At 53.3% G+C, this 22,728-nt stretch carries 19 protein-coding genes, 1 pseudogene and 1 riboswitch; of the genes and pseudogenes, 3 read left to right on the top strand and 17 right to left on the bottom strand.

Annotation, left to right across the window (positions count from 1 at the left end; all coding sequences use genetic code 11):
* Positions 1-71: 71 nt before the first annotated feature.
* From purH to O9139_RS01440, 14 genes are all read right to left on the bottom strand, one after another.
* Positions 72-1,619: a bifunctional phosphoribosylaminoimidazolecarboxamide formyltransferase/IMP cyclohydrolase gene (gene purH / locus O9139_RS01505; protein ID WP_270877679.1), complete on the bottom strand. Its 1,548-nt coding sequence runs from the start codon at positions 1,617-1,619 to the stop codon at positions 72-74.
* Positions 1,620-1,675: 56 nt separating this feature from the next.
* Positions 1,676-2,287, bottom strand: a complete 612-nt coding sequence (purN, locus tag O9139_RS01500) for a phosphoribosylglycinamide formyltransferase (RefSeq protein WP_270877678.1) — start codon at positions 2,285-2,287, stop codon at positions 1,676-1,678.
* A 4-nt stretch (positions 2,288-2,291) separates the two neighbouring features.
* Positions 2,292-3,332 (bottom strand): phosphoribosylformylglycinamidine cyclo-ligase, encoded by a 1,041-nt coding sequence (gene purM / locus O9139_RS01495; protein ID WP_270877677.1) that lies wholly within the window; start codon positions 3,330-3,332, stop codon positions 2,292-2,294.
* Positions 3,333-3,409: 77 nt separating this feature from the next.
* Positions 3,410-4,942, bottom strand: a complete 1,533-nt coding sequence (gene purF, locus O9139_RS01490; RefSeq protein ID WP_270877676.1) for an amidophosphoribosyltransferase — start codon at positions 4,940-4,942, stop codon at positions 3,410-3,412.
* Positions 4,927-7,170 carry a phosphoribosylformylglycinamidine synthase subunit PurL gene (gene purL / locus O9139_RS01485; protein WP_270877675.1) on the bottom strand — a complete coding sequence of 748 codons (2,244 nt, stop codon included), beginning with the start codon at positions 7,168-7,170 and terminating at the stop codon, positions 4,927-4,929. Before purL ends, purF begins: the two co-directional genes overlap by 16 nt.
* Entirely contained in the window at positions 7,148-7,843 is a 696-nt protein-coding gene (gene purQ / locus O9139_RS01480) for a phosphoribosylformylglycinamidine synthase subunit PurQ (RefSeq protein WP_270877674.1), read from the bottom strand. The genes purL and purQ overlap by 23 nt, the downstream gene beginning before the upstream one ends.
* A 26-nt stretch (positions 7,844-7,869) precedes the next feature.
* Positions 7,870-8,109, bottom strand: a complete 240-nt coding sequence (gene purS / locus O9139_RS01475; protein WP_270877673.1) for a phosphoribosylformylglycinamidine synthase subunit PurS — start codon at positions 8,107-8,109, stop codon at positions 7,870-7,872.
* 70 nt (positions 8,110-8,179) lie between these two features.
* A complete protein-coding gene (locus O9139_RS01470) occupies positions 8,180-9,070 on the bottom strand; it encodes a phosphoribosylaminoimidazolesuccinocarboxamide synthase (protein ID WP_270877672.1) in 891 nt (296 codons plus the stop codon).
* A gap of 71 nt (positions 9,071-9,141) precedes the next feature.
* Positions 9,142-10,434: an adenylosuccinate lyase gene (purB, locus tag O9139_RS01465; RefSeq protein WP_270877671.1), complete on the bottom strand. Its 1,293-nt coding sequence runs from the start codon at positions 10,432-10,434 to the stop codon at positions 9,142-9,144.
* A 25-nt stretch (positions 10,435-10,459) separates the two neighbouring features.
* Complete coding sequence (purK, locus tag O9139_RS01460; protein WP_270877670.1) at positions 10,460-11,632, bottom strand: 5-(carboxyamino)imidazole ribonucleotide synthase; 1,173 nt, start codon at positions 11,630-11,632, stop codon at positions 10,460-10,462.
* The gene (gene purE / locus O9139_RS01455) at positions 11,629-12,114 is read right to left on the bottom strand and encodes a 5-(carboxyamino)imidazole ribonucleotide mutase (protein WP_270877669.1); all 486 of its coding nucleotides are present in this window, start codon (positions 12,112-12,114) and stop codon (positions 11,629-11,631) included. Before purE ends, purK begins: the two co-directional genes overlap by 4 nt.
* A gap of 150 nt (positions 12,115-12,264) precedes the next feature.
* Positions 12,265-12,366: riboswitch (purine riboswitch) on the bottom strand.
* A gap of 385 nt (positions 12,367-12,751) precedes the next feature.
* Entirely contained in the window at positions 12,752-12,928 is a 177-nt protein-coding gene (locus tag O9139_RS01450) for a hypothetical protein (protein WP_270877668.1), read from the bottom strand.
* 206 nt (positions 12,929-13,134) lie between these two features.
* A complete protein-coding gene (locus O9139_RS01445) occupies positions 13,135-14,454 on the bottom strand; it encodes a dicarboxylate/amino acid:cation symporter (RefSeq protein WP_270877667.1) in 1,320 nt (439 codons plus the stop codon).
* Between the two features lie 65 nt (positions 14,455-14,519).
* The gene (locus tag O9139_RS01440; protein WP_270877666.1) at positions 14,520-15,944 is read right to left on the bottom strand and encodes an NAD-dependent malic enzyme; all 1,425 of its coding nucleotides are present in this window, start codon (positions 15,942-15,944) and stop codon (positions 14,520-14,522) included.
* Between the two features lie 200 nt (positions 15,945-16,144).
* On the opposite strand from O9139_RS01440, the gene O9139_RS01435 reads away from it, so the two are divergent.
* Positions 16,145-17,242 (top strand): PdaC/SigV domain-containing protein, encoded by a 1,098-nt coding sequence (locus tag O9139_RS01435; RefSeq protein ID WP_270877665.1) that lies wholly within the window; start codon positions 16,145-16,147, stop codon positions 17,240-17,242.
* A 31-nt stretch (positions 17,243-17,273) separates the two neighbouring features.
* Here the strand turns inward: O9139_RS01435 and O9139_RS01430 are convergent, their stop codons facing one another.
* A complete protein-coding gene (locus tag O9139_RS01430; protein WP_270877664.1) occupies positions 17,274-17,996 on the bottom strand; it encodes a response regulator in 723 nt (240 codons plus the stop codon).
* Positions 17,989-19,572 (bottom strand): sensor histidine kinase, encoded by a 1,584-nt coding sequence (locus O9139_RS01425; protein WP_270877663.1) that lies wholly within the window; start codon positions 19,570-19,572, stop codon positions 17,989-17,991. Before O9139_RS01425 ends, O9139_RS01430 begins: the two co-directional genes overlap by 8 nt.
* A gap of 130 nt (positions 19,573-19,702) precedes the next feature.
* Between O9139_RS01425 and O9139_RS01420 the strand changes: the two genes are divergently transcribed.
* Positions 19,703-20,758, top strand: a complete 1,056-nt coding sequence (locus O9139_RS01420; protein WP_270877662.1) for a DctP family TRAP transporter solute-binding subunit — start codon at positions 19,703-19,705, stop codon at positions 20,756-20,758.
* 24 nt (positions 20,759-20,782) lie between these two features.
* Here O9139_RS01420 and O9139_RS01415 read toward each other — a convergent pair whose 3' ends face one another.
* On the bottom strand, positions 20,783-21,055 hold the full coding sequence (locus O9139_RS01415) for a Fur family transcriptional regulator (protein ID WP_270877661.1): 273 nt from the start codon (positions 21,053-21,055) through the stop codon (positions 20,783-20,785).
* A 219-nt stretch (positions 21,056-21,274) separates the two neighbouring features.
* Here O9139_RS01415 and O9139_RS01410 point away from each other — a divergent pair.
* A pseudogene (locus O9139_RS01410) lies at positions 21,275-22,727 on the top strand (catalase); the annotation flags it as partial.
* Position 22,728: the final 1 nt, after the last annotated feature.

Genomic DNA, 22,728 nt, shown 5'->3' with positions numbered 1-22,728 from the left:
CCCCTCATTCAATGGGGAATGCCCACGAGCCGTTGACCTTAGCCGGTCCGGTCGTGAGCATCCACTGTTTTTTAATGTTTGAAATGACGTACGCCCGTCATGATCATCGCAATACCGTTCTCATTAGCCACGCGGATGGACTCTTCGTCCTTGATCGACCCGCCTGGCTGAATGACAGCCGTAATGCCGGCTTTAGCCGCCAATTCCAGCGTATCGCCCATCGGGAAGAACGCATCGGAAGCGAGCACAGCGCCTTTGGCTTTGTCGCCGGCTTGCTCGATCGCGATTTTCGCTGCGCCGACACGGTTCATCTGGCCTGCACCTACGCCGATTGTCATATCGTCTGCAGCAAGGATGATCGCGTTCGACTTCACATGCTTCACGACCTTCCATGCGAAGAGCAGCTGCTTCATCTCTTCTTCCGTCGGCTGACGCTCGCTGACTACTTTCAGATCCGCTTCTGCCAGCTGATAAGCATCGCTGTCCTGTACCAGCATGCCGCCTTCAACCGTCGTAATGACAGGCTCAGCCTTGCGTCCGGCAGCTGTATCCAAGCCGCTCACTTTCAGCAGGCGAATATTTTTCTTTTTCTCCAGAATGCTCAGTGCTTCCGGTGTAAAATCAGGGGCAATTACGATCTCTAGGAAAATTTCGTGCAGCAGCTGAGCTGTCGCTTCGTCCACCGTGCGGTTCGCCGCCACGATGCCGCCGAAAATGGAGGTAGGATCGGCTGCGTACGCTTTTTGGTAAGCTTCCAGCACGCTGGTGCCAATACCGACGCCGCAAGGATTCATGTGCTTCACGGCGACGACAGCCGGTTCGCTGAACTCTTTAACAATTTGCAGTGCTGTATTCGCGTCATTGATGTTGTTGTAGGAAAGCTCCTTGCCGTGCAGCTGCTCAGCCGTCGTAATGTTGCCTGCCGCCGCATTCGGCTTCCGGTAAAATGCCGCCTTCTGATGCGGGTTCTCTCCGTAGCGAAGGTCTTGCACTTTTTCGTAAGTAACGGTATAACGCTCTGGGTAGGACTCCCCGACTTGCTTGGACAAGTAATCGGAGATCAGGGCATCGTAAGAGCCTGTGTGACGGAACACTTTAGCCGCTAAGCGCTTGCGTGTATCCAGGGAAGTATCGCCGTTCTCCTGAACTTCCTCCAGCACCTGCGCATAGTCCGCTGCGTCCACGACAACGGTTACGAACGCATGGTTTTTCGCAGCCGAACGAAGCATTGTCGGTCCGCCAATATCGATGTTCTCGATCGCATCTTCATAAGTGACATTGGGTTTGGCAATCGTCTCGGCAAAAGGATACAAATTCACGACAACCAAATCGATGTAGTCAAGGCCGAGCTCTTTCATGCTCGCTTGATGCTCTTCGTTGTCGCGAACGGCCAGCAGGCCGCTATGCACGGCAGGGTGAAGCGTCTTCACGCGGCCGTCCATAATTTCCGGAAATCCGGTCACTTCGGAAATGCCGATTACCGGCACCCCTTTGTCCTTCAACAAATTTTGCGTACCGCCTGTGGAAATGATCTCGACGCCCAACTTTGCAAGCTCGCTCGCGAACTCAACGATCCCCGTTTTATCGGACACGCTGATAAGTGCTCTTTTGATAGCCACGATGGTTCCTCCCAGAAAGAATGATTTATTTAATATAAGTTCAAAATAACCCGACTTTACTGCCGCACACGTACCCTGCGCCCCTCCATACTGACACGACCTTCGCGCAACCAGCGAATGACCTGCGGAAGCAGCACATGCTCTGCCGCATGAATGCGCTCGGACAGCGAGTCCACCGTCTCGTGCTCGTGAATCTCCACGCTGCGCTGTGCGATGATTGGACCGGAATCCAGCCCGCCATCGACAAAATGCACGGTAACCCCGGTCTGCTTCACGCCGTACTCCACAGCTTGCTCGACCGCCCGTATGCCCGGGAATGAAGGAAGCAAGGAGGGGTGCACATTGATCATCCGTCCATAATAAGGCTCAACGAGCACATTCGTAATGATCCGCATGTAGCCGGCCATGACGATCAGATCGACCTGGCGCTCCCGCAGCTCGCGCAAGATGATTGCCTCGTACGCCTCGCGGCTCTCATAGTCCTTCGGCCGGAACGCAAACACAGGCACCTTTGCCTCATTAGCGCGTTCCACCACGAATGCGTTCGGACGGTCACAGACAAGAAGCTCGATGCTGACATCAAGCTTCCCCTTCTGTACCTGATCGACGATAGCGCCAAAATTCGAGCCGCCGCCCGAGGCAAACACAGCAATCCGATAAGGCTGCATGTCTTTACACCTCGGCTCCTTGGAACGTCACGACACGCTCGCCTTCGGTCACGACGCCGAGACGGTAAACCTTCTCGCCCTGCTTCTCGGCAGCGGCGATCGCTTTCTCCGCATCATCGGCAGCTACGATGACAACCATTCCGATCCCCATGTTAAAGGTGCGGAACATGTCATTATTACTGATACCGCCCTCGCGCTGCATCAAAGCGAAGATCGGCAGGATCGGCCAGGAGCCGTACTGGATCTCTACATTCACGTTATCTGGCAGGACGCGCGGAATATTTTCAATAAAGCCGCCGCCTGTAATGTGCGCCATACCTTTAATGGCAACTTCCTCCAGCATACCGAGAACAGGCTTCACATACAGTCTTGTCGGCTCCAGCAGCACATTGCCGAGCTTATCGCCAAGCTCTTCCACATGATCTTGAAGCGTATATCCTTTGTCTTCCAGTAACAGTTTGCGCACAAGAGAGAACCCGTTGCTGTGCACACCGCTGGAAGCTAAGCCCAGAACGACGTCTCCGGGACGGATCGTAGAGCCGTCGATGATTTTTTTCTTATCGACAATCCCTACCGTAAAGCCGGCAATATCATACTCCCCCGAGGCATACATGCCCGGCATTTCCGCCGTTTCGCCACCGATCAGCGCGCAACCGGACTCTGCGCAGCCGTCAGCGATCCCTTTGACAATCGCTTCGATTTTTTCTGGAACGACACGATCGCAAGCCAGATAGTCCAGGAAGAAAAGCGGCTCTGCGCCTTGAACGATAATATCGTTCACGCACATCGCAACCGCATCGATCCCGATCGTATCGTGCTTATCCATCGCAAAAGCGATTTTCAGCTTGGTGCCCACGCCGTCCGTACCGGATACGAGCACAGGCTCCTCGTATTTGTCCTTATTCAAACCGAACAGCCCGCCGAAGCCGCCGAGATCGGTCAACACTTCAGGACGAAACGTCCGTTTCACGTGTTTCTTCATCCGTTCTACTGCTTCATTCCCCGCCGCGATATCGACTCCGGCCTTTTTGTAAGCATCCGACACTTAGCAATCACTCCTTAGAATTGTATGTAGGGGGCGGTTAGGACCGCAACCCCTTTTTATCTATTGTAAAATCACGCTTAATCGCAAGCGCAGCCCACTTTGCCCGTATCCACAATCTCCGTCGGATAATTGTTGTTGAAGCAGGCCATGCAGTAGCCGCTTTCCGCGCCTGCCGCGCCCTGCCCGATCGAATCAAGCAGCCCGTCCTGCGTGAGAAAATGCAGCGAGTCCGCATTGATCGCCTTACGGATCTCTTCGATGGAATTCATCGCCGCGATCAGCTCTTTGCGGTCAGGCGTGTCGATGCCGTAATAGCACGGGTTCATAAAAGGCGGCGAAGAAATGCGCACATGCACTTCCGTCGCACCCGCCTCGCGCAGCAGATTCACGATCCGCAGGCTCGTCGTGCCGCGAACGATCGAATCGTCAATCATGACGACGCGCTTGCCTTCGACGACTTTGCGCACGGCGCTCAGCTTCATTTTGACCCCTTGCTCCCGCAGCTCTTGGCTCGGTTGAATGAACGTACGGCCCGTGTAGCGGTTCTTGATCAGACCCAGCTCGTACGGGATGCCCGTCTGCTCGGCAAAGCCGATGGCCGCAGAAATGCTCGAATCCGGCACGCCAGTCACGACATCCGCGTCCACGAACGCTTCCATCGCCAGGCGCTTGCCCATCCGCTTGCGCGCCGAATGGATATTGATCGCATCGATGTCGCTATCCGGGCGGGCGAAGTAGATGTACTCCATCGCGCAGATCGAGCGCTTGCCGCTTTCAGCGAAGCGGTCTTCATGGAAGCCGTCGCGGTCCAGCACAAGCAGCTCGCCCGGCTGCACATCGCGGAAATATTCGCCCCCGACCGCGTCGAACGCGCAGGACTCCGAAGCGAACAAATACGCGTCGCCGAGCCGGCCGATCATGAACGGACGCAAGCCGTTCGGATCGAGCGCCGCGATCAGCTTATCCTTCGTCATAATGAGGAAGGCGAAGCCGCCGATCACTTGTTTTAACGCGGCTTTCACCGCGTCGACAATGTCATCGTGCTCGGAACGAGCAATCAGGTGCGCCAGCACTTCCGTATCGCTGGTCGTCTGAAAGATTGAGCCCTTCCGCTCGAGCTCGCGTTTGATAATGTTCGCGTTGTCCAGGTTGCCGTTGGTCGCAATCGCCAAGTCGCCTTCGCGATATTTGAACACGAGCGGCTGCGCATTCGCCAGCTTGCTTTCGCCCGCCGTTGAATAACGGACATGTGCGATCGCTGTAGACCCCTTCAGTGGTGGCAGCGTCTCGCTGTTAAATACTTCCTTCGCCAATCCCATGCCGCGGTAGTAGTTAAACTTCTCGCCATCTGACGTGCAGATGCCGGCGCTTTCCTGTCCGCGGTGCTGCAGCGCGTGAAGTCCGTAATAACAAAGAGAGGAAGCGTCGGGATGACCGAACACCCCGAACACCCCGCACTCTTCATTCAGCTTGTCGAACATTCCGCCATGGCCGCCAATACCTTCGTTGTAATAATCCCCTGTCCAAAGCTCATGCTGCCCTTGGCCGAGCTCGACCTTAGGCGCAGCAGGAAGCTTTAGGGCCGCGGTTTGTTTTACGCCATTAGACATGGAATCGCATCCTTCCAGACCTTTTCCAGCTCGCTAACCGCAGACTGGATTCGCTGCTCGCCATTTACGGCAATTTTCAGCTCTGCACCTGTCACTGTTCCGATTTCTTGATATGGCACGCCTTGGGAAGCGATCCATTGCTTCAAAGCATCCGCTTTGTCCGGAGCTGCAGTCAGCAAAATCCGGGATTGGCTTTCGCTGAACAGCGCGAAGTCTGCGCGCAGCTCTGTTGTCACCGCTACTTGCGCGCCTAGATGGCCGCTGATGCAGCTCTCGGCCAAGGCTGCAGCCAGACCGCCTTCAGAAAGGTCATGCGCCGAAGCGACCAGGCCTTCTTGAATCGCTCTTAGCACTGCGCCTTGCAAACGTTTCTCTACAGCCAAGTCCAGCTCTGGAGGACGTCCTTCGGTCACACCGTGGAGTACATATTGGAATTCACTGCCGCCGAGCTCCGCTTTCGTCTCGCCCAGCAGGATGATAATGTCGCCTTCGTTTTTAAAAGCTTGAGTCGTAATGTGGTCGATGTCGTGCACCAGACCGACCATCCCGATCACCGGTGTCGGGTAAATCGCGCCTTTGGCATTCTCATTGTAAAGCGACACGTTACCGCCGATAACCGGAGCTTCCAGCACGCGGCAAGCTTCCGCCATACCGTCTGTCGCTTTTTCCAACTGCCAGAAAATATCTGGTTTCTCCGGAGAACCGAAGTTCAGGTTATCCGTAATGGCCAGCGGCTCAGCGCCGGAGCATACGACGTTGCGCGCCGCTTCCGAAACGGCGATCCGTCCGCCGACTTCCGGATCGAGGTACACATAGCGCCCGTTACAGTCGGTCGTCATCGCGAGGCCCTTGCGAGTGCCGCGAATCGTGACGACTGCTGCGTCCGAACCCGGGCGCACGGCTGTATCTGTACGAACCATGTAGTCATACTGGTTGTACACCCACTCTTTGCTCGCTACCGTCGGAGACGCGAGCACCGCTTTCAGCGCATCCGTCAGCTCCGTTACCTCTGGGTAACGAGTCGTATCGATGGATGCGTTCGCTTCGTAATAAGCCGGCACTGCGCTTGGCTTATTGTAAACCGGGCACTCGTCAACCAGTGCCCCTACAGGCATGTCACCCACGACCTCGCCGTGGTGGATTAACCGCAGGCGACCGTCATCGGTCACCTTGCCGACTTTGGCGCAGTGCAAGCCCCAGCGCTCAAAAATACCTTTGGCTTGCGCCTCATGATGCGGCTCCACGACGAACAGCATGCGCTCTTGCGACTCGGACAGCATCATTTCATACGCTGTCATGCCATCTTCGCGCTGCGGCACCTCATCGAGGTAAAGCTCCATGCCGTTGCCCGCTTTACTTGCCATCTCGGCGCTGGAGCATGTCAGCCCCGCTGCGCCCATATCTTGAATCCCGAGCACGATGCCGGAATCGATTAACTCCAAGCACGCTTCCAGCACGAGCTTCTCCATGAACGGATCGCCCACTTGTACAGCCGGGCGCTTCGCTTCGGATTCCGCCGTCAGTTCCTCGGACGCGAACGTCGCGCCGTGGATCCCATCGCGGCCTGTCGCCGGACCGACGTAGAACACCGGATTGCCTACGCCTTTGGCAACGCCGCGCTGGATTTTGTCGTGGTCGATGAGACCGACGCACATCGCATTGACGAGCGGGTTACCCTCGTAGCTCTCGTCGAACATCACTTCGCCGCCGACCGTCGGAATGCCGATGCAGTTACCGTAACCGGCAATACCAGACACGACGTGCTCGAACAAATACTTCACGCGATCGTTTTGCAGCTTGCCGAAACGTAGCGAGTTCAGCAAGGCAACGGGACGCGCGCCCATGGAGAAAATATCGCGGATAATCCCGCCCACACCCGTCGCTGCGCCTTGATAAGGCTCAATCGCCGAAGGGTGGTTGTGGCTTTCGATTTTGAACACGACGGCTTGATTGTCGCCGATATCAACGATCCCTGCGCCTTCACCTGGTCCCATCAGGACCCGCGGTCCTGTCGTCGGGAACTTGCGGAGTACAGGTTTGGAATTTTTATAAGAGCAATGTTCGGACCACATGACGCTGAATACGCCGATCTCCACATAGTTCGGATTGCGTCCGAGGAAGCCGCAGATTTTGGCATACTCGTCGTCGGTTACGCCCATCTGTTTGTAAATTTTCTGCTCTGCGATTTGCTCGGCTGTTGGTTCCTTAGCGGATAGCTGCTGCGCCATGTTTCTCCCTCCAAGTGCTTAAAATCGATGTAAACATTCTTTTTCCGTCCGCAGATCCGAGAATCTCATGAATAGCACGCTCTGGATGCGGCATCATACCTACTACGTTGCCCGCTTTATTGCAAATGCCGGCGATATCGTCCAAGGAACCGTTCGGGTTGTTGCCCGCTTCGTATCGGAACACGATTTGCTTGTTCTCTTGCAGTTCTTTTAATGTAGCATCGTCACAGTAGTAGTTGCCTTCGCCGTGAGCGATCGGGATGTTGATCAGTTCGCCTTCCGCATAGTCACGGGTAAAAGGAGTCGCATTGTTTTCGACGCGCAGCACCGCTTGGTGACAGCGGAACTTCATGCCGTTGTTGCGGAGCAGCGCTCCCGGCAGCAATCTAGCTTCTGTCAAAACCTGGAATCCGTTGCAGATGCCGAGAATGTATTTGCCTTCTTCCGCTGCTTTCACAACGGCCTTCATCACATTCGCAAATTGTGCGATTGCTCCACAGCGCAGGTAGTCTCCATAAGAAAATCCGCCTGGCACGAGGATGCAATCGTATTTGGACAAGTCATCAGCTGTATGCCATACGTACTCAACCGGCTGCCCGATTGTATCTTCGATCGCTTTGTAGCAATCGATGTCGCAGTTCGATCCCGGAAATACGAGAACCGCAAAATTCATGACGCTCTCTCCCTTCAATGGTGTGGTTACGCCAGCTCGTAGCGGTAATCTTCGATAACCGTATTGGCAAGCAGTTTCTCGCACATCGCCTTCACACGCGCTTCCGCTTCCGCTTTATCGGTTGTATCCAGATCCAGCTCCAAATACTTCCCGATGCGCACCTTACCTACTTCTTCAAAACCCATTGAATGTAGAGCTCCTTGTACCGCAGTTCCTTGTACGTCCAAAACGTTCTGTTTAATTGTCACATAAACGGTTGCTTTCATTCGTTTCTCTCCTCCTTAAAGTTCGGTGAAGCGTATATATGGGTAAACGCGTTGATAGCGCTAAGTTGACCTACTCCACAATCCTGCGTAAAATCTCTCTATATCTCGCCGACGTCTCTTCCACGACCGCAGCCGGAAGCTCGTTGGGCTCACTGTTTTTGTCCCAGCCGGAATTGGCTAGGTACGTGCGCACCGGCTCTTTGTCCATCGAGTCGATCTCGATATCCAGCGCATATTTGTCCTGCGACCAGTAACGCGAGGAATCCGGCGTGAAAATTTCATCAATGATGATGAGTTCTCCCCCATAGATTCCGAATTCAAACTTCGTATCCGCCAAAATAATGCCCTTCTGCTCGCAGATGGAGTGTGCTAGCGTGTAGAGCATGATGCTGCGCTCCTGCAGCTGGTAAGTCAGCTCCTCGCCAATGAGTTTGCACATCTGCTCCACCGAGATGTCCTCATCGTGACCGACATCGTTCTTCGCGGCAGGCGTGAAAATCGGATGCTCGAGGCGCTGATTTTTGCGCAGACCTTCCGGCAGCTTGCGTCCGTTGATTTCACCGGTTTGCTCGTACTGTCTCCAGCCGTTGCCGGTGATGTAACCGCGCACTACGCACTCGATGGAGATGCGTTCCGCTTTTTTAGCTACGATGATCCGGTCCTTCAGCAGCTCTCTGGCTGCTGCATCAGGGATGACATCTTGCAGCAGTTCCACGTCCGTATGGACGATGTGGTTGCTCATGTACCCGCTGGTGACATCGAACCAATATTTGCTCAGCGTATTCAGCACGTACCCTTTGTCAGGCACACCAGGCTTTAAAATATAATCAAACGCGGAAATCCGGTCCGTCACCACGATCAAAAACGTCTCGCCCAAATCATACAGCTCACGCACTTTGCCTTTGTGCACTAAAGGCGCTTTAATGAGCTCTGTCGCGGAATCAAGAATGTTGCTTGCCAAGCCGAACACGTCCCCTCATAAAGTTAACCGCCCCCATGCGACGGCAGATCGTCCAGACGAATCACAATCTATTACAATCCGAGTCGGTCAAAAATCGTATCCACATGCTTCAAGTGCCAGCTAGGATCGAAGCAATCGGCAATCTCTTCCGCGCTTAACACTTCCGTAATGACCGAAGCATTCTCCACGATCTCGCGGAAGGAACGCTGCTCTTCCCAAGCCTGCATCGCTCTTGGCTGCACGGTATCGTACGCTTGTTCACGGCTGAAGCCTTTGTCGATCAGCTTCGTCATCACACGTCCGGAGAATGGAACATCATAGGTGCTGCGCATATTGCGCTTCATATTTTCAGGGAATACCGTCAAGTTCTTAATAATGTTGCCCAGACGGTTCAACATGTAGTTGAGCAGCTGCGTAGCATCCGGCAAAATAATACGTTCTACCGAGGAGTGCGAAATATCGCGCTCATGCCAGAGCGTCACGTTCTCGTAAGCGGAAACCATATGTCCGCGAATGACACGGGACAAGCCGGAGATGCTTTCGCAGCCGATCGGGTTGCGCTTGTGCGGCATTGCGGAGGAACCCTTTTGACCTTTAGCAAACGGTTCTTCCACTTCGCGGAACTCGCTCTTCTGCAGCGCGCGGATTTCCGTCGCGAACTTATCCAGCGAGGTAGCGACCAGCGCCAATGTTGCCATATACTCCGCATGACGGTCGCGCTGCAGCGTTTGCGTCGAGATCGGAGCCGCCTTCGTGCCCAGTTTGCCGCATACGTATTGCTCTACGAACGGATCAATGTTGGCATATGTACCGACCGCGCCGGAGATTTTGCCATATTGCACACCGTCCGCTGCAAAACGGAAGCGCTCCAAGTTGCGTTTCATTTCTTCGTACCACAGCGCCATTTTCAACCCGAAAGTTGTCGGTTCTGCGTGCACGCCATGTGTTCTACCCATCATCGCTGTATGTTTATACTGAATGGCTTTTTCTTTCAAAATCTCTATAAAGTTCTGAATATCTTTTTCAATGATTTCATTGGCTTGTCTCAGCAAGTAACCGAGCGCCGTATCGACAACGTCTGTGGAAGTCAAACCATAGTGAACCCATTTGCGTTCAGGCCCAAGCGTCTCGGACACCGCTCTTGTAAAAGCGATCACGTCGTGACGAGTTTCTTGCTCGATTTCATAAATGCGGTCGATGTTGAAGCTTGCTTTTTCGCGCATCACTTGCACATCTTCCTTAGGAATAACGCCGAGCTCCGACCAAGCTTCACAGGAGAGGATTTCCACCTCAAGCCATGCTTTGAATTTGTTTTCCTCTGTCCAGATGCGCGCCATTTCCGGGCGGGTATAACGTTCGATCATTTTGCCGTTCCTCCGTTTATCTCTTTTACTTACTTTTCCAAATGCCAGTGCAGTCTATCCAAGCTTGCGCTTGATTCACATCGCGCACAAGCAAATTGATGTGACCCATCTTGCGTTTTTCTTTCGCTTCCAGTTTACCGTAGAGATGAACCTTCGCGCTAATGCCCAGCTCCTCGTCTTCGAGGAAGCCCGTTGCATCGACCTTCTCCAACAGCGGCGCCATATGTTCGCCGAGCACGTTCACCATGACAACCGGCGTCAGCAGCTCGGTTGAGCCGAGCGGCAGGTTGCAGATGGCGCGCACATGCTGCTCGAACTGTGAGGTGCGGCACGCTTCCATCGTGTAGTGGCCGGAATTGTGCGGGCGAGGCGCCAGCTCGTTCACATAGATTTGACCGTTCTTGGTCAAAAACATCTCGACGGCGATCAGCCCGATAACGCCGAGCGATTCGGCGATGCGGATCGCCAGCTGCTCCGCTTCCTGCTGCACATCCGCAGGGATGCGGGCGGGGACGATCGACTGGTGCAAAATGTTATGCACATGTATATTTTCCGCGGCGGGAAAAGCTTTCACCTCACCACGGGGACTTCTTGCTGCAATGACGGATAATTCCTTATCAAAATGAATGAATTGTTCGAGAACCAGCTCCGTCTTCGCCCGGCTGAGCGTCTCGTAAGCTTCCGTGACCTCATCTAGCGAGCGGATGACCCACTGGCCTTTGCCGTCGTAGCCGCCGGTCGCTGTTTTGAGCACGCATGGCGTGCCGAAGCGCTCTACAGCCTCGCGGAGCTGATCGGCGCTGCCGATCTCGGCGTACGGCGCTACAGGCACGCCCGCCGCTTCGATCGCTCTCTTTTCGCGCAGCCGATGCTGCGTTGTGTATAAAAGTTGGCTTCCCTGCGGAACATAGGATTCTTTCATCAAGATGTCCGTCACGTGGGCGTCGACGTTCTCGAATTCGTAGGTGATGACGTCCGACTTGTCAGCCAGCTTGCGAGCCGCCTCAACATCGTCGTAGCCGGCCAGAATCTGCTCATCCGCCACTTGGCCGCAAGGCGCGTCCTCCGTCGGATCGAGCGTCACGAAGCGATACCCCATGTTGCGTCCGGCTAAAGCGAGCATCCGGCCCAGCTGGCCGCCGCCCAGCACGCCGATCGTGCTGCCGGGCTTGATGACATTACCGTTAGTGCTTGTCATGACAGGTCACTGCTTTCTACGACCGTTTGCGCAATCCGCTCGCGGCGCGCTCGGATCTTTGCTTGCAGCTCCGAATCGAACGCTCCGAGAATCTGTGCCGCGAGCAGTCCGGCATTCGTTGCGCCGGCGTTGCCGATGGCGACCGTAGCGACCGGAATGCCGCCAGGCATTTGCACGATCGAGAGCAGGGAATCCAGACCGTTCAGCGTCGAGCTCTTCACCGGAACGCCAATAACCGGAAGCTCTGTTTTGGCAGCTACCATACCTGGCAGATGAGCCGCACCGCCCGCTCCGGCAATAATCACCTGCAGGCCGCGACCGGCTGCCGATGCCGCGTATTCAAACATAAGATCCGGCGTTCTGTGCGCGGAGACGACCTTCTTCTCATAAGGCACACCGAGTTCATCCAGCATGTCGCAGGCGTGCTTCATCGTTTCCCAATCCGACTGGCTTCCCATAATGACACCAACACGTACTGTCATGATTAACCCACTTTCCTTTTTATAGAAATTGTCTGTAAAACAACGCTGCAATTCATGTTCAAACAAAAAATGCCCAGAGTTAGAATGCGCGATTCTAAACGCTGGACAGCAAAAGAACCGAATGCAAATAGACCACTCTCTTCCTATGGTTCCCAGCATTCGCTTCCTCGTAGTCCAAAAATTTAAGGTTTTTGGGTAGAAACTTTCAGGCCCTATTCCTGACGTTATACGAGTTTATTCGACATTTTCAATTAGGCGGCAATGTTTCCCGCTCCATTAGTTTACTACCAAGTAACGTACCGTGTCAATTTCTAAAAGCGAACATTTTACCGATCATTTCTGTGAAAAGTTCGCTTTTTGGCAACATTTCAGATCAATCCGTGCATCCACTATCCAAAAAGTCGCTTTCCTTCTATACCCAGGGCTTTGCTTGGAATGGATTATGCTTGCTGTTTCTCGATTTATTCGACAAAGCGTTGCGGCTGGGGAGTACTGTTGCAGTCCGATTTTACCCAATTGCATAAGGGAGTGCGCGCGTCGCGGATGCTGTTGTCCGATTTTGCCCAATTGCAAGGCACCTTTTTACGCGCTTAAGCGAAAAAGGTGCCTGTAGTTCGGCAAATCCGGACTACAGCGACTAAATGCGCGCAGGCGCCGCCTGCAATTGGGCTATTACGGACTGCAGAGCTTGAGCAGCGCCGAGCGCCCTCGCGATTGGAACTCGGTCGGCCGGTAGCTTATGCTGCAGTCCGATTTTGCCCAATTGCATAAGGGAGTGCGCGCGTCGCGGATGCTGTTGTCCGATTTTGCCCAATTGCAAGGCACCTTTCTACGCGCGCTTAAGTCGCATAGCGCTCGGTGAGCCCATTAGTCCCGCACCCGCAAGCTCAAAAAAGCAGATAGCGGAAGTTCCCTCCGCTATCTGCTCCATAAAACTTTGCTCAGCGCTCGATCAACCCCATTAACGGAACTCAGTTTCCGTTAGTTCCCCGCGCTTGCTCCCCTCACAAGGGGATTCTTTTACGCTAACTTGCCCGGCAACTCAGCGCCTGCCTCCTGCCCTGCCCGCGTTTCGTGCAGCGGTTCCGCGAAGCCCACTGGCGTCTCAGCAGCGTCATGATTAAACTGATTCTCGCTCTTGGCAATCACAATCGTCGCTACACTGTTGCCGATAATGTTCGTAATCGCCCGCGCTTCGGACATGAAGCGGTCGACCCCAATCAGCAGTGCCATACCTTCGACCGGTATCACGTTATGCGGAATGGCGGCAAGCGTCGCCGCGAGCGTGACGAAGCCGGAGCCGGTAATGCCTGCTGCGCCTTTCGATGTCAGCATCAGCACGCCGAGAAGGGTCAGCACCTGAATCCAATCCAGCTGAACGCCATATGCTTGTGCGATGAATAGCGCAGCCATGGACAGGTAGATCGACGTTCCATCCAAGTTGAACGAATAGCCTGTTGGCACGACAAGACCGACGACCGGCTTGGATGCGCCGAATTTCTCCAGCTTTTCCATCACCCGCGGCAAAGCGGATTCCGATGAGGAGGTGCCGAGCACCAGCAGCAATTCTTCTTTAATATGTTTAAGCAGCTTCGTAATTCTGAATCCATAAATTCGGCAAATAGTACCCAGCACAACAAAAACAAACAAGACCATCGTGATATAAACCGAACCCATCATTTTACCTAGCGAGAACAAGGAATGCACACCGAACATACCGATCGTATAGGACATCGCACCGAAAGCAGCGATTGGTGAAAATTTCATAATGATGCCGACCAAACGGAAGAAGATTTCATTCAATTGGACAAAAAAACCCATGACAGGCTTCACTTTTGAACCAAGTCCAGCCATTGCCAAACCGAAAAGAACCGAGAAGAATAGGACGGGAAGCATATCGCCCTTGGAAAACGCCGCCATGACGTTGTCAGGAACGATACCTACCAGGAAATCTACGAAGCCATGGCTCGTTGCCGCCGCTTCCTTCGTATATTTAGCCACATCTGCAGCGTTCACATTTTTCGTGCTCATGCCCGCGCCCGGCTGGATGATATACATCACCGCGATACCGATCGCCATGGCAAACGTTGTGATGATTTCAAAATACAGCAGCGCCTTGCCGCCGATCCGGCCGATTTTTTTCATATCGCCCATCCCGGCGAAGCCGACCACAATGGTGAAGAACACGATCGGTGCGATCACCATCTTGATCATTTTAACAAATACGTCGGAGAGCACTTTCAAGCCTGCCGCTTGTTCCGGAAAGAACTGGCCGAAAACAATCCCCAAAATGATGGCCAGCAGCACTTGTAATGTCAGGTTTTTTGTAAGTTTTTGCATCCTGGAACCTCCTCATAGTTAGAGAGCTCGAGCCCCAGCCCAAAGCCTCTCCCGTTTCGCTTTCGTTAAGCCTGGACTTTCTCTCTGCGCCTTCTCGCTACCCCGTCTTCATACGCCGCTTGAATGACCGCATTTCGGACGCGCTCAGCCACCGCTTGATTGAACACGCTCGGAATGATGTAATACTCACTCAGCTCATCCTCATGAACAACAGAAGCAATCGCCTTCGCTGCAGCCAGTTTCATATGCTCTGTCACTCGAGACGCTCTGCAATCGAGTACGCCCCGGAACAAGCCTGGGAAGCACAGGACGTTGTTAATCTGGTTCGGATAATCCGAGCGTCCGGTGGCCATCACTCGCACGTAAGGCTCCGCTTCTTCCGGGAGTATCTCCGGCGTAGGGTTCGCCATCGCAAACACGATCGGGTCCTTCGCCATCTGCGCAACGTCTTCACGTTTCAAGACGCCTGGACCGGACACACCGATAAAAATATCCGCTCCGGCAATGACATCCGACAACGAGCCGCGGATCTGGTCAGGGTTGGTATGCTCGGCGAACCATTGCCAAGACGGATTCTCATACACACCGTCTCGCGTAATGGCCCCTTCACGGTCAACTCCGACGATATGCCGGACGCCTGCGGCCAGCAGCATTTTGGTGCAAGCGGTGCCTGCCGCTCCGAGGCCGCAGAGCACAACTTTGCAGTCGCTTAACTGCTTGCCGACAAGCTTAACGGCATTAAATAATCCCGCCAGCAGCACAACGGCTGTACCGTGCTGATCATCATGGAATACCGGAATATCCAGCTCCTCGATTAAACGCTGCTCAATTTCAAAGCATCTCGGCGCTGAAATATCCTCCAGATTAATGCCGCCAAATCCAGGAGACAACGCTTTCACAATACGCACGATTTCATCCGTATCCTGCGTATCCAGGCAGATCGGGAAAGCGTCAACTCCAGCCAGCTGCTTGAACAGCATCGCTTTTCCTTCCATCACAGGCATGGCGGCCAGCGGTCCGATGTTGCCTAATCCCAGAACAGCGGTTCCATCTGAAATGACAGCTACCGTGTTTCTCTTGATCGTCAGCGTGTGCGCCAGCGACGGCTTCTCGTGGATGGCCATGCTCACTCTGGCCACGCCAGGTGTGTATACACGCGAAAGATCGTCGCGGTTTTTGATCGGAAATTTGGGATGCGTCTCAATCTTGCCGCCCAAATGCAGCAAAAAGGTTTGGTCCGAAACGTGGCTGACTTTCACGCCGGGCAATTGACTGATCGTTGCCTTAATCAGGTCCGTATGTTTGCTGTCATAGACATTAATCGTGATATCGCGGATCGTGACATCCTTATCCGTCCGCACGACATCAATCGCAATAATGTCTCCGCCCGTGTCACTGATAGCCGTCGCAATACTGCCGAAGGAGGCCGTCTTCTTCTCTAACTCAAGCCGCAAAATAATGCTCGTATTCACTCCAGATGGAATCGACATGTTTACACCTCAAAAACTTTTAGAATGGGTTGCTTCTTTTATTGCCTTCATGATACCGCTTTCATTTAAAACCGTGAATAATTTGACCATATTGGTATTTATGGTCTTTTTGGTCGCAGTCGCTTTTAAGTTCAAGCCAATGAACTTTTAACCGCAAACAGCGTCAAATTTAGTAATAACGAAAAAGGAGTCAACGACCGATGAACTTATCTACGTTTTCCCCCAGCAAGAGCACTGCTTGGCACAAGCTGGCTTTAACCGCGGCCTTCACCATCGCCCTGCTGCCTGCAGTAAGCACAGCTGCACACGCTGAAGGGGTTGATGCGGAGACACAGCTCCAACTCACCCCGCTTCATATTCAAATCAGCGATCACCCGATCGAGGTGCCAGGCGGTTTATCGACGGAAGGCGACTCTTACGTGGGTCTGGCTTTTCTAAGCCAGCAGCTGGGATTGAAGACTTCTTGGGATGAAGCGACCCGGACTGTGACGGTCAGCAGCGATACTAAGACGATGACGATGAAAAACCAAAGCATGACCTATGAAATGAACGGCCATAGCTTTTACAGCAGCAAGCCTCCTGTTATTATTGAGGGCAGCACGTATTTGCCGCTTCGTTTTCTGCTTGAACAGATGGGCTACAGCATCGGCTACACCGCGGCGGATAAGCTGATTTCGATTCAGCCCGTGAAGGAAAACACCTTGAAGCTGACTAACGTTACCGTCAATGATCAGCAAGCGGACGGCATCACGATTCAATACCCACAGATCGAAGGATGGGCCAACGCGGAAGCAAGCGCAAAAATCAACGAGTTCCTGAAAGCGGAAGTGGCCAAATACCAGGCGGCCGCCAATGACTTGTTGAAGGAAACGAAATCATACGTCACTCCGGACATGCCGGAACTGCGTTTTTCTTTTGACGTCAACTACACGGTTACTTATAACCAACAGAACAAGCTCAGCCTGCATTTTGACACCTACCAATACACAGGCGGTGCACATGGCATGTATGATATGGCGTCACACACCTTCGATTTATCGACAGGGGAAGAGTTGACGCTGAAGCAAGCCGCTTTGAACGACCCGAATTACAAATCCATTATCAACGATGAGATTCAAAAACAAATCAAAGAGCGGGACTACACGCTTCTGACTCCATTCGTCACCATCAATGACGACCAACGATTCTACTTGAAGGACAATGACATCGTCGTTTACTTCAGCTTATATGAATACACACCTTATGCCCTTGGCATTCCGGAGTTCCACATCCCTGTCACCAGCTTCAAAGCGCAGTAACGACAGCAAACAAAAGAACCCTCAGTTCCACCTACTCGTGGAATTGAGGGTTCTTTTGGACCCATACGTACCGGTTGACCGGACGGCCGATACCGCCGTATTCAAGGTCCAGCTTTACTTGCTTGCTTTTCTCCAAAAATTCCAAATATCTGCGAACCGTCACCCGCGCCAGGCCGACGCCTTCGGCCACTTCTTCGGCTGACAATGACTTGGGCTGCTGCATCAAATACTGCACCACCTGCCTCATCGTCAGCTCCTGCAGCCCCTTGGGCAGCTCCACCTGCAGCGCGCCAGGCAGTATCGCTTGCGCCGCTGCCGCCGGCAATCTGCCATGCAAAAGCTGGTCAAGCTCCGATTGTGACAGCGCCGAACCTGCATTCAGCCTGCGTTTCATCGCCTCGTAATTTTCCAGCGCTTTCTTGACCCGCTCGAACTTAAACGGCTTCACGATGTAATCGACGGCGCCGTGATGCATCATGCGCTGCACCGTCGGAATGTCGCTGGCCGCTGTGATAACGATGGCATCGGTGCCAAGCTGTTCCTGGCGAATCTGCATCAGCACCTCTGTGCCATTCAGACCCGGCATATAAATGTCCAGAATAACCAGATCCGGCCGCAGGCTGCGAATCTTATCCAAGCCTTCCAGGCCATTCGCCGCCGTACCTACGATTTGGAAACCAGCCACCTGCTCGACAAACTGCCTGTTCACTTCCAACACCATCGGATCGTCCTCAATCAAAACAACGTTATACACCTTCCCCCTCCTTCCTGCCTCTCATTGGAAAAGAAAGCATAAAGCTTGTGCCTTCGCCAGGCTCAGACTCCACTTCGAGCGTCCCCGCGCATTTGTTCACGATATTATGGATCAAATAGAGGCCGATTCCCCGGTTCGCTCCAGCCTTCGTCGAATATCCCTGCTCGAACATGCGGCGTTTGGCTTCCTCGTTCATGCCGCCGCCGTTATCCTCCACGAGGATCGACATCACGTCTTCATCTTGTTCGATGCTGATAAACACCTTCTTGAAGCCATCCCTATCCTTCAGCGCATCGAACGCGTTTTCGATCAAATTGCCTAAAATCACAACGATGTCATGCTGATCCATCCCTGCCGGAAACCGCATCAGCCTGCTGGCTCTGTCGAGCTGCACCTCAATGCCAAGCTCCCTGCCGCGGCTGATCTTGCCCAATAGCAGCCCCGCTGCGCTCTCATTGGCAATCTTGCTGGCAATAAATCCGCTCAGCTCCGACTGCGCTTCCATCGTTTGGAACAAATAATCCAGCGCCTTTTCTCTGGAGCCCAGCTGAATCAAGCCGCCGATCGTATGAAGTTTGTTCATATACTCATGATTTTGCACACGCAGCGCATCGACAAACGCCTTAACCCCTGTCAGCTCTTCCGCGAGCGTAGTCACTTCCGTGCGATCCTGGAAGATCGCCACTGCGCCGACCGTCTGACTCCCTACCCTAATCGGCACTCGGTTGCTTAAAATATGAGCAGGTCCTATATGCAGCTCCTGATTGTATATCGGATGATTGAGCCGCAAAATTTCCGGCAGCCGCGTATCCGGCAGCACCTCCGTAATCGGGCGTCCGAGAACGTCCCCCTCAATATGCAGCATGCTTTTTGCTTTGTCATTGAAAACCGTTACGAGCGCGCGGCTGTCTATCGCGATCACCCCTTCGTGCATCGCATTAAAAGTCGCCGTCCGCTCAACAAGCAACTGCGCAATCTCCTCCGGTTCCAACTGAAACATTTGCTTCTTAATATGTCGCGAAAGCAGATAAGACCCCCATACCCCGAACAACATAGACAAGAAAAGGGTCACATAGATTTGGCCCCTCATCGACAAGATGACATCCGTGAGCCCCGGCAGCAGCTGCCCTACCAGCACAACCCCAATCTGCTCATGCTCTTCGTTCATAACCGGCACAAAAGCCCGAAGCGCTGTTCCTTGCTCTCCCTTGGCCTTGGATAAATACGTATGCTCGGCAAAAGCAGACCGCTCGTCGGTCCCGATGGAACGTTCCCCGATTCGCTTGGCCGACGGATGGGATAAGCGAATGCCGTCCATATCCATGACGACAATATAATCAACGTCATTAATGATGCGGATACGCTCCGCAATCGGATCGATCTCTTCCCGCTGGTTGTTGTCCATCAGTCCGCTGGCGATCGATGGCAGTCCGGCCACCGTCCGTGCCGTAACCAGCAGCCGCTGGCCCATTTCTTGCTCTTGAAGATGAATGATCCGCCCGATCAAGATAATGCCGCCAATACAAATCGCGAACAAGACGATGCCGAATGACAGGAGCGTGATTTTCCAATTCATCCGGAGTCCTTTTATTTTCAAAGATGAACCCCCGCCTTCTCCTTGATGACCTGTCTTTCATTTCTACGACCATCATACAATATGATAAACTGAAAGAATACATCAGACCTTTTGGAGGAGGAGGTTTTTCTTGAAAACGTTTGCCGGCATTGCCTTATTTGTCATCCTCGGGCTCGTAACTGCCGTCGTCTTCGGGTTCTCCTCGCAATTTAACAGCGGACAGCGTGTCTATGATGATGAGCAGCAAGGACTCGGCGAACAAACCGTGATCCGGTTCAGCTTCGTCGTCGCGGAGAATACGCCCAAGGGAAGGGCGGCGCAGGAATTCGCCCGGCTCGTCAAGCTCAAAACGAACGATACCGTACGGGTCGAGCTGTTTCCCAACGGTACTTTGTACAATGAGAACGATGAGGTTGCCGCTTTACAGCGTGGCAGCATTCAAATAATCGCTCCCAGCTTCTCCAACATCTCCGAGGTCGTTCCTGAATGGATGGCCATGGACTTGCCTTTTGCCTTCCGCAATGACGAAGCTGTGAAAGAAGCATTCCAGGGTAAAATAGGCTCTATTCTCATGGGCAAGCTGGAGTCGCATGGGATGATCGGACTCGGGCTGTGGGCCAACGGTTTCCAGCAGATGACTTCCAACGTGCGTCCTCTTGTCCATCTGGAAGATTTCAGGAATCTGAAATTCCGCATTCTGCCCAGCAAAATCATTGAAGCCCAATTCCGCCTGCTGAACGCCGGAACCTCCCCTATTCCATTTAATAAGGTATATCGAAGCATGGAATCAGGAGAAGTCGATTCGGGAGAAAATACGATCTCGAACATCTATTCGCGCAAACTGTACCAAGTGCAAAAATATTTAACGATCAGTAATCATGCTTATTTGGGCTATGGCGTTATCATGAACAAGCAATTTTGGGACAAGCTGTCATTAGCGAATCAGCAGGCCATAACAGCAGCCATGCAGGAAGCGACCGTTTGGGCGAACCAGGACGCCATTTCCTTTAACAACAAACAATTGGATGACTTGAAAAAGACAGGACAAATGGACATCCATATCCTAACCGACGATGAACGCCAAGCTTGGCAGCAAGCCCTGGAGCCTGTTTACACCGAAGCTCGGGCCTATATCGGCCAAGAACTGCTGGATGCCGTAAATGAATTGCGGCAGCACAATAAATAAAAGCGCCCATCAGGGCGCTTTTATTTATGAGCAGATCGCCGCTTCATACCGCGGAGAGGCATTGTTCCAAGCCAGCTCCCGTACCAGGCCAAGCCGCTTAAACACGAGCAAGCTGCTGTATACGGTTGTTGCCTGGAGATGCGGGTACCTTTCGATTAGTGCTTCACATATATCTTTCACCGTCGCGTATCCGTCCTGGGCGTACAAATATTCGAGAAGTGCGTAACGCTGAGGAGGCAGAGGAATGTTTTTGGCGTGAATTTGCTGCAGAGCCTGGCTCAAATCATTTTTGGGCATCTATAGAAACCTCCTTGTAATCGCCTTGAGGCTGCTCGCTGAGCCTCACTCTATCGTAGCAACTTGTTATTTATAATTATTTTAATTTAATATTTATTTTATTTTTAGTGATAATGATTGTCAATGCCTTTTTTTGCATATTCCTCCGCCCATTAGCAAAAGCTGGATATATCAAAAAAAGGAGGCATTGCAATGAACCCCACTGGGAATGAGTCCGGTTCAGGCTCAACACTTACGAACCGGCAAGGCCACCCGATTTCGGATAATCAAAATATTCGTACCATCGGAAACCGCGGGCCATCTACTTTGGAAAATTACCACTATATCGAGAAAATTTCGCACTTTGACCGCGAACGTATCCCAGAACGGGTCGTCCACGCGCGGGGTGCGGGTGCGCACGGATATTTTGAAGCTTACGGCACGGTAGGCAGCGAGCCTGTTGCGACATATACCCGCGCCAAGCTTTTTCAGGAAAAAGGAAAACGCACGCCGGTCTTCGTCCGCTTCTCCACCGTTGTCCATGGCGGCCACTCGCCTGAGACGCTGCGCGATCCGCGCGGTTTTGCGGTAAAATTTTATACCGAGGACGGAAATTGGGACTTAGTCGGCAATAATTTAAAAGTTTTTTTCATCCGTGATCCGCTGAAGTTCCCTGATATGGTTCACGCCTTCAGGCCCGATCCTGTGACGAACCTGTCCAATCCCGAAAGAATGTTCGATTTCGTTTCCAACTCTCCTGAAGCTACGCACATGATCACCTTCCTCTTCTCCCCATGGGGAATTCCGGCGAATTACCGGCAGATGCAGGGCTCGGGCGTGAATACATATAAATGGGTCAACAAAGACGGCACAGCCGTGCTGGTGAAGTACCACTGGGAGCCGCTCAATACGGAGATCAAGAACTTGACCCAGACCGAAGCGGAGCAAATCCAGGGTAAAAATACGAGCCACGCCACGCAGGATTTGTACGGAGCGATCGAACGCGGGGAATACCCGGAGTGGGAATTATCCGTGCAGATTATGAGTGATGACGAACATACTGAGCTTGATTTTGATCCGCTGGATCCGACCAAGCTGTGGGATCAAGAGAAATTCCCTTTTCAGGCAGTGGGCAAAATGGTGCTGGACCGTAACCCGGAGAACTACTTTGCCGAAGTGGAGCAAGTCGCATTCGGCACAGGCGTGCTGGTCGACGGGCTTGACTTCTCCGATGACAAGCTGCTGCAAGGACGCACCTTCTCCTACTCGGATACACAGCGGTACCGTGTCGGCACCAACTATTTGCAGCTGCCCATCAACGCGCCAAAATCCGCTGTCGCCACGAATCAGCGCGATGGTCAAATGGCGTACATAGTCGATAAGGGAGCCGGCCAAAACCCGCACGTCAATTACGAGCCGTCCTCGCTCGGCGGCTTGAAGGAAGCCGCGCCGTCCGGCAAAGAGCACGAGCCGGCGTACAATGACAGACTCGTCCGCCAGAAGATCGACCGGACGAACGATTTTGGCCAGGCGGGCGATACGTACCGCAAGTTTGAGCCCTGGGAGCGCGAAGAGCTGATCGCCAACCTGGTCAACGCGCTGATGGTGTGCCATCCGGTCATCCAGCGCAAAATGATCGAGCACTTCACGCAAGCTGACGCCGACTACGGCAAGCGCGTGTCCGACGGGCTTGC

This window comes from Paenibacillus aestuarii, assembly GCF_027789125.1.
Classification (GTDB): Bacteria; Bacillota; Bacilli; order Paenibacillales; family NBRC-103111; genus Paenibacillus_E; species Paenibacillus_E aestuarii.
This window is presented reverse-complemented; position numbering and strand designations above follow the sequence as displayed.